Source organism: Lichenicoccus roseus, from assembly GCF_005844085.1.
GTDB lineage: Bacteria > Pseudomonadota > Alphaproteobacteria > Acetobacterales > Acetobacteraceae > Lichenicoccus > Lichenicoccus roseus.
This window is the reverse complement of sequence record NZ_VCDI01000006.1, coordinates 158,847-174,316: the sequence shown is the minus strand read 5'-3', so window position 1 is coordinate 174,316 and position 15,470 is coordinate 158,847. Positions and strand designations below refer to the sequence as shown.

The window sequence follows — 15,470 nt, the reverse complement described above, 5'->3', positions numbered from 1 at the left end:
TGGGGACGCAGATGACAACGCTATCACCGCACGATTTCGCCGACATCGACCCGCCGACCCGCCTGCTGATGGGTCCCGGTCCGATCAATGCGCATCCGCGCGTGCTGCGAGCGATGTCGGCGGGACTGCTCGGACAGTACGATCCCGAGTTCACCGCCTACATGAACGAGACGATGGCGCTCTACCGCCATGTGTTCAAGACCACCAACCGCTGGACCTTCCTGATCGACGGCAGCGCGCGGGCGGCCATCGAGGCCGCCCTGGTGTCGCTGATCGAGCCCGGCGATCCGGTCGTGGTGGTCAATTTCGGCCGTTTCGGGCTGCTTCTGCGCGAGATCGCCGAGCGCTGCGGCGCTGCCGTCACCATGGTCGATGCCGAGTGGGGCACCGTGGTGGAGGCGGATGCGGTGCGCGACGCGGTGCGCCGGGTCAGGCCGCGCGTGGTGGCGACCGTGCATGGCGACACCTCCACCACCATGGCGCAACCGATCCACGAGATCGGCAGGATCTGCGTCGAGCACGACGCGCTGCTCTATGTCGATGCCACCGCGACCCTGAGCGGCATGGAGGTGCCGGTCGACGCCTGGAGGGCCGATATCGTGACGGCCGGGCTGCAGAAATGTCTTGCCGGGCCGCCGGGCACGGCACCCATCACCATCTCCGAGCGCGCCGCCGAGCGGATCTTTTCGCGCCGGCATGTGGAGCGCGGCATCGCCCAGGGCCCGGGGTCTCCGGCGGGCGCGACCGGCCGGCGCATCGCATCGAACTACTTCGACCTCGCGATGCTGATGGAATACTGGTCCGAGCGCCGGCTCAACCACCACACCGAGGCGACGACGATGCTCTATGGCGCGCGCGAATGCGCCCGGCTGGTGCTCGAGGAAGGTCTCGAGGCCCGCATCGCCCGACATGCGCTGGTCGGGCGGGCGATGGTGGCGGGGCTGCAGGCGATGGGCCTGCGGCTGTTCGGGGACCGCGCTCACAAGATGGCCAACGTGGTCGGCGTGATGATCCCCGACGGCATCGACGGCGAACGGGTGCGGACACGCATGCGCACGGGCTTCGAGATCGAGATCGGCACCGCGTTCGGGCCACTGGCGGGCAGGATCTGGCGTATCGGCACCATGGGCTACAACTGCCGCGGCCATGCGGCGCTGATCACCCTGGGTGCGCTGGAAGCCGTGCTGCGATCGGAAGGTGCCGAAGTGCGGCCGGGAGAAGCGGTGCAGGCCGCGATGCAACTGCTCGAAGCCCCCGCCGCCCGTTGATGCGACGGCAGGGCGGCGCCTGCTGCCTGGAAACCACGTTCCGGCGGTATAAGGGGCTCCGGTCGTAAGCCTTATGCAACCATCATAGTACTACTGCGTCGTGATGACGCACGGGGCTCTGGAGGCCGGCACCGCCCTGTGCACGGCGAAGGCTGACAGCCGGCCGCAACCGCCGCCACTGGAGCTTCGTCATGTCCATCCTCGCCTGGGTCATCCTCGGCCTCATCGCCGGCTTCATCGCCAGCAAGCTCGTCAACAAGTCCGGCGAGGGCCTGCTGCTCGACATCGTCCTCGGGATCGTCGGCGCGCTCGTCGGTGGCTTCGTCTTCAACGAATTCGGCGCTGTCGGGGTCACTGGCCTCAACATCTACAGCCTGATCGTTGCCGTTGTCGGCGCCGTCATCGTGCTGTTCCTGTATCACGCGATCGTCGGCCGCCGCACGATCTGATCCGACTGGTCCGCTCGACCGGATGCGCGCGACATGCGCGCATCCGGATCGTTCGTGGTCCTAGACAGCACACTTCGCGAATTTGCCCTTGGCGTCCCGACACGTCTTCGGAACCGGGGGGCACTTGACGAACTTTCCCTTGTCGTTCCGACAAGGAGCCGCTGCCAGGCTCGGCACTGTGGTGCTGCAGGCAAAACCGATGGCCAGCAAGGCAAGCAAGGTCCGACGCATGGAGCTCTCCGGCTGCAAAGCGACAGCCTAGCAGAGCTTGTTCAGGACACCAGCCTCAGCCGAACAGCTTGGCAGCAGTCTCTGCCACGTGACGACCCTGGAACCGGGCGCCCGCCAGTTCGTTCTCGGTCGGCTGCCGCGAGCCATCGCCGGCTGCGATGGTGGTCGCGCCGTAGGGGCTGCCACCGGTGACCTCGTCCAGCTTGAGCTGACCCTGGAAGCTGTAGGGCAGGCCAACCACCGTCATGCCGAGATGCAGCAGGTTGGTGATCAACGAGAATAGCGTCGTCTCCTGGCCGCCATGCTGCGAGGCGGTCGAGGTGAAGGCGGCGCCGACCTTGCCGTTCAGTGCACCGCGCGCCCACAGGCCGCCGGTCTGGTCCAGGAACGCCGCCAGCTGCGACGAGATGCGGCCATAACGGGTCGGTGTGCCAAGGACGATGGCATCATACTGCTCAAGCTCCGCGACGGTTGCGATGGCAGCCGGTTGCTGCAGCTTGAAGTGACCCTTCTGGGCGATTTCTTCCGGCACCGTCTCCGGGACGCGCCGGATGGCGACCTCGGCACCGGCCTCCCGGGCGCCAGCGGCGACAGCTTCCGCCATCTGCTCGATATGGCCGTAGGTGGAGTAGTACAGCACGAGAACCTTGGGCATCGTGATCTCCTGGTTTGGACGACCGCACCGTCCGCCACCTTGCCCGCCGTTTCCAGTCGAATAGTTCTGGCGAGACTGTTCGATGACCTTGGCATGTCAGCCGGCGGAAACGTCGTCCGACAGTCGTTGTATCAGCCAGCTTGCCGCTGGCCCGGGGGGCGTATCCACCCGATGTATGGCGCTGAAGCGGTAGCGGGTCGGCGGCGCGTCGGGGACCTGCAGCCTCACCAGCCGGCCGGCGCGCAGATCGTCCCGCACCATCGTGAGCGGCATGTTGCCCCAGCCGATACCTGCAAGCAGCAGGGCATGCTTGGAGCCCAGATCGGCCAGTCGCCAGGTGCGCGTGCCGATGACGCCGAAGTCCCGGCCCGCGGTCAGCGCGGAGCGGTCGGCGAGCACCAGCTGCACATGCAGGCGAGCGTCGCGGTGTTTGACAGGCGCCGCCGGCAGGTGGAGAGGCGCTGCCAGGGGATGGCCCGGAGCGGCAACCGGGATCAGCTCGATCTCGCCGACGGGCGTACTCTCGATGCCATGCATGCCCTGGTTGAGCGGGCCACTGACGCCGACGCCGGCGCGGCCATCCAGCACCATCTGCGCGACACCGCCGAGCGCTTCGACATGCAGGCGCAGGGTGACGGTGGGGAAGGCGTCCTGGAAGCCCTTCAGCGCATCGACCAGGCGGGGTGTCGGCAGCATGACGTCCACCGCCAGCCCGACCTCGGCTTCCAGACCGGTCTCCAGGCCGCGTGCCTTGGCGCGCAGTCCGTCGACGCTGTCCAGCACAAGCCGGGCGTCGGCCAGCAGCGAACGGCCGGCATCGGTCAGGATCGGCCGCCGGGTGCCGGCACGGGCAAACAGCCCGACGCCGAGCTGCGCCTCCAGGTTGGCGATCGTATAGCTCACCACCGACGTCGCGCGGTGCAGCGAGCGGGCCGCCTGGGCAAAGCTGCCGGCCTCGACCACGCTGACGAAGACCCGGAGCTGATCCAGGGTAGGTGTGCCGATCGTCATCCTGTCGTCCGCCTCCGGCCGCTGCCCGACGCTGTCGTGCGGCCGTGCGACCGTGCTAGACAAGAACCGGGCGACATCAGCGGAGAGAGACGATGGCCGATCCGGCGAGCACGATCACCCTGCTGCATGGCGAATATGCCCTGGTCGTCGGCCAGGATGGCAGCCGCATGTCGGTACGGGTGGAAGGCGAGCATCTCGACGACGAGGACGGGCTGCCGGTCTCGGTGGTTCTGGTGACGGCCCTGGCCCGCCGCCTCCTCGAGGACCCGGACTTCCACGACGAGATGCTCGAATGGTACGAGGAGCACGACGAGGAAGACGACGACGAGGTCGCCGGAACCGCCTGATCCCCCTCGCTACTTGATCCGTTCTCCAGCCTGACGCGCGCTTGCGTGTGCCTCAGGAGGTTTCGTCCAGGAGGGTCAGGTCGAACACATAGTCATCCGCCGGCGCATCCGGCTCGACCGATCCGCTGCGCCGCAGTTCCTCGAGCAGGTGGGGGATGCGTTCGCCCGGCATCGCCCGGCTGAACAGGTAGCCCTGGATCTCGGTGCAGCCCTGTCGGCGTAGCTGGTCGAGCTGCTCAAGCGTCTCGACCCCTTCGGCAGTCACCACGACGCCAAGGTCGGCGGCAAGCCCCACCACCGCATGCACCACGGCGGCGCTGCGCCGGTCGTGGATCATGTCGCGCACGAAGCTCATGTCCATCTTGATCTTGGAGAAGGCAAAGCCCCGCAGGAAGCCGAGCGAAGAAAAACCGCGGCCGAAATCGTCCAGCGCGATGCCGACCCCGAGATCGCGCAGGCCTTCAAGCACGCCGAAGCTCGAGGTGTCGGCATCCATGAAGATGCTTTCGGTGATCTCCACCTCCAGCCGGTGTGGCGCGAGCCCGGTGCGGCGCAGGGTCTCGGCGACGCGCTGGATGAAGCCGCGTCCGCCGAGCTGCCCGACCGAGATGTTCACCGCGACCTTCAGCATCTCCGGCCAGGTGGCCGCCTCCGCGCAGGCGTGGCCCAGGATCCAGTCGCCGAGCTCCTCGATCAGTCCGGCCTCCTCGGCCAGGCGGATGAAGCGGTCCGGCGAGACTGACCCGCCGTTCGGGCGGCGCCAGCGTGCCAGTGCCTCGAAGCCGCGTATGGCGAGGGTCTGCGCGTCCACGATCGGCTGGTAGGCCAGCACGATGTTCTTCTCGGCGATCGCCTCGCGCAGGTCGCGCAGCAGGGCGCGCTGCTCCTGGGCGATCTGCTTCAGGCCGGTATCGTAGAACCGGTAGCATCCGCCGCCATCGTGCTTGGCCTGATAGAGTGCGAGGTCCGCCGCCTCGAGCAGCGCCTCGCCGGTATCGCCGGCGAGGGGGGCCATCGACACCCCGATGGAGAGCCCGACCGAGGTGTCGCGCTCGTCGACCAGGAACGGGTGCTCGAACTGCCTGAGCATGCCCTCGGCCAGAACCTGCATGGCGGTCACCGTGGTGTTCCGCTGCAGCAGCATGAACTCGTCGCCACCGATGCGCGCGAGCAACGCGCCCGGGCCGATGCAGCCATCGAGGCGCTTGGCCGCCGCCTGCAGCAGCACGTCGCCGGCGGCGTGTCCCATGCTGTCGTTGACTGCCTTGAAGCCATCCAGGTCGATGCTCATCAGGGCGAACGCCTCGCTGCGCCGGCCGAGATCCTTCAGCGCCGCACGCAGGCCTTCGGTGAAGGCCTGGCGGTTCGGCAGGCCGGTGAGCAGGTCGTGGCGTGCCTGGTGGGACGCGCGGGCCTCGGCGCCGCGCGACTCGGTGACGTCGGCGCCGACGCCGCGATAGCCGATGAAGTGCTGGTTCTTGTCGAAGATCGGCCGGCCGGTGAGCGACCACCAGCGCAGCGTCCCCTGGCGCCGGACCGGGGCCACGATGCTGCGGAACACAACCCGGTCGCGCATGCACTGGGCCAGCTTGCTGGCGTCGGTGGTCTCGTCGTCCAGGCCATCGGGATGGTATCGCGGCGTCCGCACGATCTCGATCAGGCGCCTGCCCTCGACCCAGGATTGCGGCCGCTGCAACGCATCGGCGAGGCCCGGGGTGACGAAGCGCAGCCGGCCTTCGGCGTCGGTCTCCCACAGCCAGCGGTTGATGCGCTGGTCGACGTCGCCGAGCAGCAGCTGGATCATGTCCTGCTGGTCGCCCTGCTGCAGCCGGACCAGGGTGTAGCGCTCGAACAGCAGGCGCAGCGCGTTGCCGGCGAATATGACGAAGAAGGCGTAGATCGCGAGCAGCACGCCGAGCCACTGGAACAGCACGATCCCGGTCCGGTGCAGGGTCAGGAACGAGCCGATGATGAGCGGGATGGCGAATGCCTCCACCGCTGCGAACACCGGCGTCAGGGCCAGGCTGGTAGCGATCAGGCCGGCGCAGGTGCAGGCGATCATGACCCGCATGTCGGCGGTGGCCGGAATGAACAGCCGGTACGGCATCGTGCTCCAGGCGAGGCCGAGGGCAAGGCTCAGCCCGGTGAGCAGCCGGGTGTAGTTGTTGCGCTGGCGATCGGTGATGCCGGCCCGCAACTGGCGGCGCGCATGCTGCGCGGTGAGCCAGGCGAGCCCGGCCACGGCCTCGATGATCGCGATCAGACCGTAGCGGAAGCCCTCCAGGCCGATGCCCAGGTTGGGCAGCAGCACCGCGGCGACGCCGCCACTGGTGAACAGGCAATATGGCACCAGTCGCGATGCGGCACGCAGGCTCTCGTCGCATGCCGCGGCGTGATATCGGCTGGGAGCGGGCTGCTGCCGGACGATCTGCACAAGCCTGTTTCGTGCCGCCTGCAGCAGACTCATCCGGAATTCTCTCGATAGCGAACGGGTGCAGCCTATGCCGGAAGGCTCGTCAGGCCGCCGCATCGAGAAGCGAGGCTAGCATGCGTCGCACTAGGTTTGGTTGTAATAAAAAGCCGGGCACGGTTGTATCCGGCCCGGCTTCACGGAAATGTCAATCACGTAGCCGTGAAGAATTAATTTTGTTTCAGGCTGCCTGGAGCTGAAGCTTTTCCAAGACGTCGTTGGCGGCGAGGCCGAATAATTCCTCGCAGCGGCGAATATGTGCAAACAGCGTTGCGCCCGCCACATCCGGATCGGTTGCGGGATGATAGGCGCGGGCGAGGTCCTCGTCGATTTCCAGGTGCGACGGCCCTTCGTGGTCGTCCTCCATATGCGCGAGGCCCCAGATCCAGCGACCGGACGGGAAAGCGCCGGTGAAGGCTGGGGCATGGCACAGGTAGGCCGCCAGTTCTTCCGCAATATATTCGGTGCCGGCGAGCCAGCAGAAGAACTCGACCGGATCCTCGCTGTCGGCGTTGGCGAGCAGCTGCTTCACGCCTTCGACCATCGGGGAGTTGTCGAGATCGATGCCGAGCTCGTCCGCCGCGCGACGCCAGAGCAGGGCGTGCGAGCCTTCCTCCTCCTTCATCTCGCGCACCGCCTCGCGGGCCTCGTTGAAGAAGGCGCGCACGCGGCTCTGGCCGAAGCGCTGGACCAGCGGACGGGTCGGCAGCCGGCCGACGCGCACGTCGATGGCTCGCTCGAAGGCCTGCACGAACGGCCAGAAGCCGACCAGCAGGGCGCGGATCGCCTCGCGGTCGCCCGCAGCGCAGGCCCGGATCAGGGGGGAGCCGAAGACCTCTTCGCGTGCATGGACGCGCAGAGCGCGCCTGTCGACGGCAGGCTCGGAAAATAGCAATGCGTACATGATGCCCTCGGATTTTGAAGTCTTCGGCCCGGCAACGAAGGCTGCCGTGAGCGCCTGTTCATCCATAACTGTCGGGCATGTCCATAAAATGAGAAACTGCATGAAAATATTGCAGTCCTGTTCTATGAATTTAGCTTGAAAATCGTTTTTGAAACCGAAATAACCTGGAAGTTTGGGTTTCGTGGTTTTGACCTGACCCCGACGGGAGCAAATATGGCCCTGTCCGCGTAATCCTGGTCAAGTCCATAATTTGATACGATTTGCAGGATTAGCGCGGGAGGGCAGGCTCAGTCACGCAAGGATTGCAGCTCAACCCTTGGGCGCAAGGATCGCGTCCAGGCTGGAATGGTCGTTGCCCGACCGCACCAGGTGCGGATAGCGCAGGCCGGTGCGATCCTCGACCTGGATGGTGCGGTAGGTCCGGCCCGAGGTGACCAGCAGCTGGATCGGCGCCCCGGAATGCTGCGCCTGCGTGATGGCGTCGGCGAGGTCGTCGGCGTCCTGGAATTTCATCCCGGCGATGCCTTCGATGCTGTCGCCTTCGGTCAGCCCGGCCTTCCAGGCAGGGCTGTTCCAGGCCACCTCGACCACCTTCGCGTCCTTCAGCACCACGCCGATCGAGAAACTGAAATCGCGGATCTTCCGCTCGCGCTCGAAGGACTCGAACAGCGGCGATTTCTGGTCGGTCATCACCAGCCGGTAGCCGCCACGCTCGAGGCCGTCGAGCGGCGCCGAGCCGCCGCGCCGGTCGAGCCTGGCGTGCAGGAAGCCGGCCCAGTCATAGGGCAACGCCCCGTCCAGCGCCTTCACGACATCCTCGAATCGATACGTCCTGGTCACGAAGCTGCCGTCGTTGCTCGAGAACAGGCTGCGGGCGACATCGTCGAGCGACTTCGTGCCGTGGCTGCGCGCACGGATCAGCGTGTCGGCGTCGAGCCAGATCAGCATGCCTTCGAGGTAGTAGTCCTCGCCACGCTGCCAGTCGGGCCACGGCAGGTCGCGCCGGCGGACGAAGATCGGACTGTTCGTGGTGTCCTCGAGCGGGCGCCAGCTGCGCCCGACCTCGCTTTGCATCATGGCGCTTTCGTAGGCGAGCGTATCGAGCGCCTGCTCGCGGGTCCACAGCCCCGCCCGCGCGGTCAGCACCTGGCCCCAGTACTGGGTCATGCCCTCATAGACCCAGAGCAGGCTGTCACGCTCCGGGACGCTGTTGAAGTCCGGCGACCACAGGTCGGCGGGACGGAAGTACTTGCCGTTCCAGGAGTGGGTGAATTCGTGCGCCAGCAGGTCGCGGCCGTCGGCGGTCTTGTCCCACTCGCTGAAGTAATTGCCGTCGGTGGCGTTCTCGCTCGAACGGTGATGCTCCAATCCCTCGCCGGTCAGCTCGTCGCTGAGCGCCAGCAGGAAATCATAATGGTCGTAATGGTGCGACCCGTAGAGCCTGTAGGCCTGCTGCACGATGGCACGGTGTCCGGCAAGCTGCTGTGCGCTCACCCGCAGTTCCGACGGCTTGTCGGCAACGACGTCGAGGTGCACCGCAACCTTTCCGCCCGGATCCAGATCGAGCCGCTCGAAATAGCGCCCGGCATAAAGTGGGCTGTCGAGCAGCGTCGAGAACGGCACCGCCCCGAATTGCACCCGGCCATCCGGGTCGGCTGGCCCCTTGGCGCCGAGTGCTGTGGCGAATTGCCAGCCAGAGGGCAGCCGGACCGACGGTGCGACCTGGATGTCGCGGGTGAAGTAGCCGGCGGGATAGAGCGCCACCGTGTTCCATTGGAGATCCAGCATGGCGGGCGTCATCACCACGCGGCCCTGCCCCTCGATGGCCGGCGAGAGGAACTGGAAATCGATGCCGATCGATGTGGCGCCGGCCGGTACCGGGACATGGAAGGCGTACATGTCGACCGGATCGCGACGCCAGTCGAGTGTGGCGGTGCCCGCGCGTGCAACCAGCCCGGCAAGCAGTTCGATCGGCCCGGTCGGGCCATGCGCGCCGGGGATCCACTCCGGATAATGCAGGATCAGGTCGCCGGGCGCGGCGACCGGGATGGTTTCGTGCACCGACATGATCCGATGGGTGAGATCGGTGGCATCGACGGAGAGGGCGATGGTGCCTGGATACGGCGTATCGCGTGGCAGCGGCACGGCGGGTGGCATCGGCAACGGGGTTGGCGGCGCCTGACGGGCCCTGGCCGGAAGTGTGGCGAGCGAGGCGGTCGCAAGCAGCAAGGCGAAACGGATCATGCGGTATCCTGGTTGAAGGGTTTTCGGGTCAGGGTCGTAGCCGGGCCCACGCCGGGGCGTGGTCGCTGGCACCGTGCTCGCCACGCACTTCGCGGTCGACGCCGGCATCCTGCAGGCGTCTGGCGAGGTCCGGGCTCAACAGCAGATGGTCGAGCCGCAGTCCGGCGTCGCGCGCCCAGCGATCCCGCTTGTAGTCCCAGAAGGTGTAGAGCGGCGCCTTCGGGTGGCGGGAACGGAGCGCATCGGTCCAGCCCTGCCCGACCAGGCGCCGGAACGCCGCGCGCGGAGCGGGCTGCAACAGCGCGTCCTTCGCCCAGGATCTGGTCGGGTAGATGTCGGCATCGGTCGGCACGACGTTGTAGTCGCCGGCCAGCACCACCGGTACGCCAGCCTTCTGCAGCTCGGCTGCATGCGCGATCAGCCGTTCGAACCAGTCCAGCTTGTAGTCGAATTTCGGACCCGGCTGCGGATTGCCGTTCGGCAGGTAGATCGACGCGACGAGCACGCCCGCCACCGCCGCCTCGATGTAGCGGGCCTGGGTGTCCCTGGCGTCACCTGGAAGCTGCCTGCGTGTCAGCACCGGTTCGGTGTCCCGGGCCAGGATGGCGACGCCGTTCCATGTCGGCTGGCCCTGCCATACCGCGCCGTAGCCGGCCGCCTCGAGTGCCTTCGCCGGGAAGGCGTGGCTGGCGGCCTTGAGCTCCTGCAGGCAGACGATGTCCGGCTTCGAGTGCTGCAGCCACGCCAGCAGGTTCGGCAGCCGCCGGTTGACGTTGTTGATGTTGAAGGTCGCGATCTTCACGCGGCGGACAGGCGGGTCAATGGGTTTCCTGGCTCAAGTGGTGCCGATGATGGCCGTGCCGGTGATGCAGATCGGGATAATGCGCGTGCCGATGCCACAGGCGCGCGTGCCGGTGCGGGTGGGTGTGCGGCTCCCCCGGCTGTACGCCGGGCGGATGGGCGTGCCGGTGATGCTCGTCGTGCCGGTGGCTGTGCTCGTGCTCCATCTCGTCGTGCAGGTGATCGTGCTCGTGGCGTTCCGACAGATGCAGCCACAACCCGATCGCCATCAGCGCGCCGGCGGTGAGCAGGATGGTCGAGACCGGATCACGTAGCAGCACCAGAGCAAGCATCGCACCGACGAAGGGAGCCAACGAGAAATAGGCGCCGGTACGGGCCGCGCCCAGGTGGCGTAGCGCCAGGACATAGAGGGCGAGGCTGACCCCGTAGCCGAGGAAGCCGACCAGGGCAGCCATCGCCAGCAGGCGGGGATCCGGCAGCGGCACCCCGTGCAGCAGCGCCAGCACCACGTTGACGGCGCCGGCGACCAGTCCCTTGAGCATTGCCAGCTGCACCGGATCGGCGGCGGACAGGCGTCGCGTCAGGTTGTTGTCGATGCCCCAGCACAGGCAGGCGCCGGCGATCCAGACGCTGCCGAGGTTCAGGCGTGCCCGGGCGGCACCCTCGCCGCCGTACGACAGCAGCGCGGCGCCGGCCAGGATGGCGAAGGCTCCGGCCAGCAGCCGCCGATCCACGTTCTCGCGGAACACGATCCAGGCGATCGCCATGGTTGCGAGACCTTCGAGGTTCAGCAGCAGCGAAGCGGTGGAGGCGTCGGTCCGGGCCAGGCCCAGCATCAGCAGCAACGGTCCGGCCAGGCCACCGGTCAGGATCACCAGCCCGAGCCAGGGCAGGTCCCCGCGCCGCAGGGGTGCCTCGGCAGCCCTGTGCCCGAGCAGGCCACGCGCAAGTCGTGCGCAACCGAGACCGATCCCGGCGCCGAGATAGAGCAGTCCCGCGGTCATCTGCGGGTCGATGGAGCCGAGCAGCAACTTGGCCATCGGCGTGCTGGCGCCGAACAGCAGGGCGGACAGCAGGGCAAACGGTATCCCCGTGCGCCTCACCGCTCCGATGACCCGGAAGTCGTCAGCCTGCTAATCCTCCGCCGTCTCGCGGCGCAGCAGCACCTCGCGCTTGCCGACATGGTTGGCGGGACCGACCATGCCCTCCTTCTCCATCTGCTCGATCAGCTTGGCGGCGCGGTTGTAGCCGATCGAGAGATGCCGCTGGATGAACGAAGTCGACGCCTTGCCCTCGCGCGCCACCAGCGCCACCGCCTGGTCGAACAGCCCGGCCTCGCCGTCGAAATTGCCGCCGTTGAGGCCGTTGCCCGATCCGCCGCCCGACCCGCCGCCGCCGGAGGACCCGGAGGCGTCCTCCTCGAACGGCGAGGTCACGTCGTCCAGGTAGGTGGGCTCGCCCTGCTGGCGCAGGTGGCGCACGACGTCCTCGACCTCCGCGTCGCCCACGAACGGCCCATGCACGCGGGTGATGCGTCCGCCGCCCTGCATGTAGAGCATGTCGCCCTGGCCCAGCAGCTGCTCGGCGCCCTGCTCGCCCAGGATGGTGCGGCTATCGAACTTGCTGATCACCTGGAAGCTGATGCGGGTCGGGAAGTTGGCCTTGATGGTGCCGGTGATGACGTCCACCGAAGGCCGCTGCGTCGCCATGATGACGTGGATGCCGGCTGCACGCGCCATCTGCGCCAGCCGCTGCACCGTGCTCTCGATCTCCTTGCCGGCCACCATCATCAGGTCGGCCATCTCGTCGATCACCACCACGATGTAGGGCAGGTTTTCGAGGTTGAGCGGCTGCTCCTCGAAGATCGGCTTGCCGGTCTCGGGGTCGAAGCCGGTCTGCACCCGGCGCATCAGCACCTCGCCGCGCTCGCGCGCGACCGCGACCCGGTCGTTGTAGCCGTTGATGTTGCGCACCCCGAGCTGGCTCATGCCCCGGTAGCGCCGCTCCATCTCGCGCACGGTCCATTTCAGCGCGGTGACCGCCTTGGCCGGCTCGGTGACCACCGGCGCCATCAGGTGCGGGATGCCGTCGTAGATCGACAGCTCCAGCATCTTCGGGTCGATCATGATCAGCCGGCACTCGTCGGGCGACAGCCGGTACAGCAGCGACAGGATCATCGAGTTGATGCCGACGGATTTGCCGGAGCCGGTGGTGCCGGCGATCAGCAGGTGCGGCATGCGGGCGAGGTCGGCATAGATCGGCGCGCCCGAGATGTCCTTGCCGAGCGCGAGGCAAAGGCGGGACGGATTGGCGTGCCAGGCCTCGAGGTCGAGAAGCTCGGAGAAATAGACCGTCTCGCGCCGTGCGTTCGGCACCTCGATGCCGATCACGTTGCGGCCCGGCACGGTCGCGATGCGCACCGCGGTGACCGACAGCGAGCGCGCGATGTCGTCGGCAAGGCCGATCACCCGGGCGGACCGGATGCCGGGCGCCGGCTCGAGTTCGTACAGCGTCACCACCGGGCCCGCATGGATCTCCCCGATCGCCCCTTGCACCCCATAGTCAGACAGCACCGTCTCCAGCAGCCGCGCGTTGGCCTGCTGGCTCTCCGGCGAGGGGCCGGTGGCGGAGCGCGGCGGGGCCGCCTTCAGCAGCGACAGCGGCGGCAAGGTCCAGCCCTCGCCGTCCGGCTCGGGGGCGCGCCGCGGTGGCACCGGGCGCGATGCGGCGGCGGCTGGTAGTGGCTGCGCGGAAGCGCCGGCAGCAGGCTCGACGCGGCCACCCAGCAGCTTGCGGATCGACATCAGCGCACCCTCGCGCACCGGTGCCGGCTGCATATCGGCATGGCTTGGGTTCTCCCGATCCGCGGTGCGCGACCCGGTGGCCTGCACCGGCGTCGCGGTCTCGCTGGCGCGCCGGGCGGCGGCCCGGGCGGCAGCCGAGCGCAACGGCAGGATCGGAACCTCGTCATGCTCGTCACCGGCGCCAGGCGGCAGCATGTAGCCGCCGCCGTTCTGCGGCGTCGGCCCGGCGCCCGGCCCACGGCTCGGCACAGGGCTCAGGCTCGGCTCGCGGCGGGCACGGCTTCGCTCCTCGCGCGCATCCGGCCGAACCGAGGGTTCGGCCACTGCAGCCCGCCGTCCGGCTACCGCCGTGGCGGACGTCGCGGTATCCGCCGCGCGATCCAGGACAGAGTCCCGGGCACGGGACGCGAACGGAGACGGGCCGGAAGAGGTGCGGTCGGGCAGGTCGGCATCCGGCACGAAGCCGTCGGTGGGCATCGCGGTGCGGCGGCGCAGCCAGGACGGCACGGTGAAGCGGGCCTGCCGGCGCGCGGCGGCGCGGGACCGTCCGGCGACCGTCCCGGTCTCGCGGTCGCCATACTGCATCACCGGCCGGGTGGAAAAACGCGCGGCGCGACGGGCGCCGCGTCCGGCGGCGCGCCATTCGCCGGCGGACAACGCCAGCGACAGCGGCGACAGCACCAGTGCCAGCATGGCGCACAGCGCCCAGGCCAGCGGCGCCCCGGCGACGCCGATCATGTCGTGGCCGGCGCTCAGCGCGATGCGCGCGAGCGTCTGGCCGACCGCGCCGCCGAGCCCCGCCGGCCCGGGCCAGCGCAGGAACTGCGTATGCATCAGGATCGGCAGCGCCGAGAAGGCCGCCGCCGCCGCCGGCAGGGCGCAGAGCAGCGCGATCCCGCGCAGCGCCAGGCTGCCAAGGCCACGATGGGATCCGATGCGCCAAGCCCAGCCGAGCAGCGCCAGCGGCAGCAGCAGGGCGGCGAGGCCGAAGCCCTGGATCAGCAGGTCGGCCAGGATCGCGCCGGACGCGCCGGCAAGGTTGGCCGGTGGCGCGGTGGTGGCGGTGTTCAGCGACGGGTCGCGCGCATCGTAGCTGACCAGCGCAACCAGGGTGGTGATCGACACCAGCGCCAGCACGATGGCCAGCACCTCGGCGACGCGGCGCTGGGCGATCGCCTGCATGCGCGGCGAGGCCAAGCGTTCCGACAGGTACCGGCTGCCAAAGGCGACGTTCATCGGGCTGTTCCTGGGCATGATCAGACCGATCATGCCCTGCTGGTCGTGGCGAGGAGCCGCAGCCGTCGTGCCGGCGTTGCGAGCAAGGCCGGGATTCGGGTGCCGCTCCAGGGTGTTCCCGAGCTTAGCTCAGACCAGGGATGAGAAAAAAGCCGAGAACCTCGTCGTACCCTAGTAGGTGCGCGCGCCGGTGTCGGCGGTGCCGGAGCCGTGGGCTTCAGGGCCGGCGCCGTAGCGGGCGGCCAGCGCGCCGGCATTGCGGGACAGCAGCCCGATATCGGTGCCCACCGCCACGAAGCGCGCGCCGAGCTCGATGTAACGCCGCGCCAGTGCTTCGTCGCCCATCAGGATGCCGGCGGCCTTGCCCGACGCGCCGATGCGGCGCAGCGCGTCCTCGATGGCGGACTGCACCTCGGGCGCGGTGGGGTTGTCGAGATAGCCCATCGAGGCAGACAGGTCGGCCGGTCCGATGAACAGACCGTCCACCCCGTCGATGGCGGCGATGGCATCGAGATTATCCAGGCCGAGCCGGGTCTCGATCTGCACCAGCAGGCAGATCTCGGAGCCAGCGGCATGCAGGTAGCCTGCCTGCCGGTCGAAGCGGGAAGCGCGCGCGATCGCGGCGCCGACGCCGCGGACGCCCTCGGGCGGGTAGCGGGTGGCGGCGACCAGGGCGGTGGCCTGCTCCGGGGTCTCGACCATCGGCACCAGCAGCGTCTGCGCGCCGATATCCAGCAGTTGCTTGATCATCCAGGTCTCGCCGACCGGCGTCCGCACCACCGGATGCGAGGGATACGGCGCCAGCGCCTGCAGCTGCGCCAGGATCGAGCGCAGGTCGTTTGGTGCGTGCTCGCCATCGACCACCAGCCAGTCGAAGCCGGCGCCCGCGCAGACCTCCGCCGCGTAGGCATCGGCGAGCGCCAGCCAGAGTCCGATCTGCGCGCCGGGCTCGCGGAGCCGTGCCTTGAAGGGATTCGGGATCGGCGTCATCGGGCTCGCACCATGCACGGTCTTGCTGACGGACCGGAGCAGAGGCGCCGCCGGTTGTCC

Annotated in this window: 12 protein-coding genes; 3 read left to right on the top strand and 9 right to left on the bottom strand. The window is 68.4% G+C overall.

All coding sequences use genetic code 11. The features are described from left to right. Positions 1 to 11: 11 nt before the first annotated feature. A complete protein-coding gene (locus tag FE263_RS16645) occupies positions 12 to 1,268 on the top strand; it encodes a pyridoxal-phosphate-dependent aminotransferase family protein (protein ID WP_205880418.1) in 1,257 nt (418 codons plus the stop codon). Between the two features lie 191 nt (positions 1,269 to 1,459). Further along, positions 1,460 to 1,717 carry a GlsB/YeaQ/YmgE family stress response membrane protein gene (locus tag FE263_RS16640; protein WP_138327150.1) on the top strand — a complete coding sequence of 86 codons (258 nt, stop codon included), beginning with the start codon at positions 1,460 to 1,462 and terminating at the stop codon, positions 1,715 to 1,717. A gap of 286 nt (positions 1,718 to 2,003) precedes the next feature. On the opposite strand, the gene wrbA is transcribed toward FE263_RS16640, so the two are convergent. Together wrbA and FE263_RS16630 are read right to left on the bottom strand one after the other, a co-directional pair. Continuing rightward, positions 2,004 to 2,603, bottom strand: coding sequence for an NAD(P)H:quinone oxidoreductase (wrbA, locus tag FE263_RS16635; protein WP_138327149.1), 600 nt, complete (start codon positions 2,601 to 2,603; stop codon positions 2,004 to 2,006). 96 nt (positions 2,604 to 2,699) lie between these two features. Beyond that, complete coding sequence (locus FE263_RS16630) at positions 2,700 to 3,677, bottom strand: LysR family transcriptional regulator (protein WP_205880417.1); 978 nt, start codon at positions 3,675 to 3,677, stop codon at positions 2,700 to 2,702. Positions 3,678 to 3,706: 29 nt separating this feature from the next. On the opposite strand from FE263_RS16630, the gene FE263_RS16625 reads away from it, so the two are divergent. Next, positions 3,707 to 3,961 (top strand): hypothetical protein, encoded by a 255-nt coding sequence (locus FE263_RS16625; RefSeq protein WP_138327148.1) that lies wholly within the window; start codon positions 3,707 to 3,709, stop codon positions 3,959 to 3,961. Between the two features lie 52 nt (positions 3,962 to 4,013). Here the strand turns inward: FE263_RS16625 and FE263_RS16620 are convergent, their stop codons facing one another. The 7 genes from FE263_RS16620 to hpaI all read right to left on the bottom strand — a co-directional run bounded on the left by FE263_RS16620 (position 4,014) and on the right by hpaI (position 15,410). Next, positions 4,014 to 6,428, bottom strand: a complete 2,415-nt coding sequence (locus tag FE263_RS16620; RefSeq protein ID WP_171034153.1) for a putative bifunctional diguanylate cyclase/phosphodiesterase — start codon at positions 6,426 to 6,428, stop codon at positions 4,014 to 4,016. 184 nt (positions 6,429 to 6,612) lie between these two features. Next, positions 6,613 to 7,437 carry a hypothetical protein gene (locus tag FE263_RS16615; RefSeq protein WP_240759802.1) on the bottom strand — a complete coding sequence of 275 codons (825 nt, stop codon included), beginning with the start codon at positions 7,435 to 7,437 and terminating at the stop codon, positions 6,613 to 6,615. A 207-nt stretch (positions 7,438 to 7,644) separates the two neighbouring features. Further along, complete coding sequence (locus FE263_RS16610; RefSeq protein ID WP_138327146.1) at positions 7,645 to 9,579, bottom strand: M61 family metallopeptidase; 1,935 nt, start codon at positions 9,577 to 9,579, stop codon at positions 7,645 to 7,647. Positions 9,580 to 9,607: 28 nt separating this feature from the next. Beyond that, a complete protein-coding gene (locus tag FE263_RS16605) occupies positions 9,608 to 10,381 on the bottom strand; it encodes an exodeoxyribonuclease III (RefSeq protein WP_138327145.1) in 774 nt (257 codons plus the stop codon). Positions 10,382 to 10,397: 16 nt separating this feature from the next. Continuing rightward, on the bottom strand, positions 10,398 to 11,483 hold the full coding sequence (locus FE263_RS16600; protein ID WP_138327144.1) for a DMT family transporter: 1,086 nt from the start codon (positions 11,481 to 11,483) through the stop codon (positions 10,398 to 10,400). Between the two features lie 30 nt (positions 11,484 to 11,513). Further along, positions 11,514 to 14,420, bottom strand: coding sequence for a DNA translocase FtsK (locus tag FE263_RS16595; RefSeq protein ID WP_138327143.1), 2,907 nt, complete (start codon positions 14,418 to 14,420; stop codon positions 11,514 to 11,516). A gap of 171 nt (positions 14,421 to 14,591) precedes the next feature. Beyond that, positions 14,592 to 15,410, bottom strand: a complete 819-nt coding sequence (gene hpaI, locus FE263_RS16590; protein ID WP_138327142.1) for a 4-hydroxy-2-oxoheptanedioate aldolase — start codon at positions 15,408 to 15,410, stop codon at positions 14,592 to 14,594. Positions 15,411 to 15,470 lie beyond the last annotated feature (60 nt).

Bases quoted from the DNA above. Each gene is read 5' to 3' on its own strand.
- FE263_RS16645 (WP_205880418.1), top strand. From the start codon at position 12: ATGACAACGCTATCACCGCACGATTTCGCCGACATCGACCCGCCGACC.
- FE263_RS16640 (WP_138327150.1), top strand. From the start codon at position 1,460: ATGTCCATCCTCGCCTGGGTCATCCTCGGCCTCATCGCCGGCTTCATC.
- wrbA (WP_138327149.1), bottom strand. From the start codon at position 2,603: ATGCCCAAGGTTCTCGTGCTGTACTACTCCACCTACGGCCATATCGAG.
- FE263_RS16625 (WP_138327148.1), top strand. From the start codon at position 3,707: ATGGCCGATCCGGCGAGCACGATCACCCTGCTGCATGGCGAATATGCC.
- FE263_RS16620 (WP_171034153.1), bottom strand. From the start codon at position 6,428: ATGAGTCTGCTGCAGGCGGCACGAAACAGGCTTGTGCAGATCGTCCGG.
- FE263_RS16615 (WP_240759802.1), bottom strand. From the start codon at position 7,437: ATGCAGTTTCTCATTTTATGGACATGCCCGACAGTTATGGATGAACAG.
- FE263_RS16610 (WP_138327146.1), bottom strand. From the start codon at position 9,579: ATGATCCGTTTCGCCTTGCTGCTTGCGACCGCCTCGCTCGCCACACTT.
- FE263_RS16595 (WP_138327143.1), bottom strand. From the start codon at position 14,420: ATGAACGTCGCCTTTGGCAGCCGGTACCTGTCGGAACGCTTGGCCTCG.
- hpaI (WP_138327142.1), bottom strand. From the start codon at position 15,410: ATGACGCCGATCCCGAATCCCTTCAAGGCACGGCTCCGCGAGCCCGGC.